Annotated in this window: 1 protein-coding gene; it reads left to right on the top strand. The window is 62.5% G+C overall.

The genetic code is table 11. The features are described 5' to 3' along the window. On the top strand, positions 1-445 hold a 445-nt coding region (locus AAC083_RS23060; RefSeq protein WP_375134756.1), incomplete at both ends, for an aldo/keto reductase.

Here is a 445-nt window from a genome sequence, read left to right as displayed (position 1 = left end):
CTTGAGCCCTCCCTGCGCGCCCGAATGGAAATCGTCAGCAAATGCGGCATCGCCCTCACCGCCAAGCCGGAACATGCGCTCAACCACTACAACACCGGCAAGGCGCACATCATCGCCAGTGCCGAAAACTCCCTGCGCAAGCTCGGCACCGACTATCTGGACCTACTGCTGATCCACCGCCCCGACCCCCTGATGGATGCCGACGAGGTGGCCGATGCCTTCATCAGCCTGAAACAGGCGGGCAAAGTGAAACATCTGGGGGTATCCAACTTCACCCCTCGCCAGTTCGAGCTGCTGCAGTCACGCCTGCCCTTCCCGCTGGTCACCAACCAGCTGGAGATCTCGCCGCTGAACCAGAGCACCACCCTGGATGGCACCCTGGATCAATGCCAGCAACTGCGCATCAAGCCCATGGCCTGGTCCTGCCTCGGTGGCGGACGCCTGT

The sequence above is a fragment of the Aeromonas sp. HMWF014 genome (assembly GCF_963878295.1).
Lineage (GTDB): Bacteria > Pseudomonadota > Gammaproteobacteria > Enterobacterales > Aeromonadaceae > Aeromonas > Aeromonas popoffii.
This window is presented reverse-complemented; position numbering and strand designations above follow the sequence as displayed.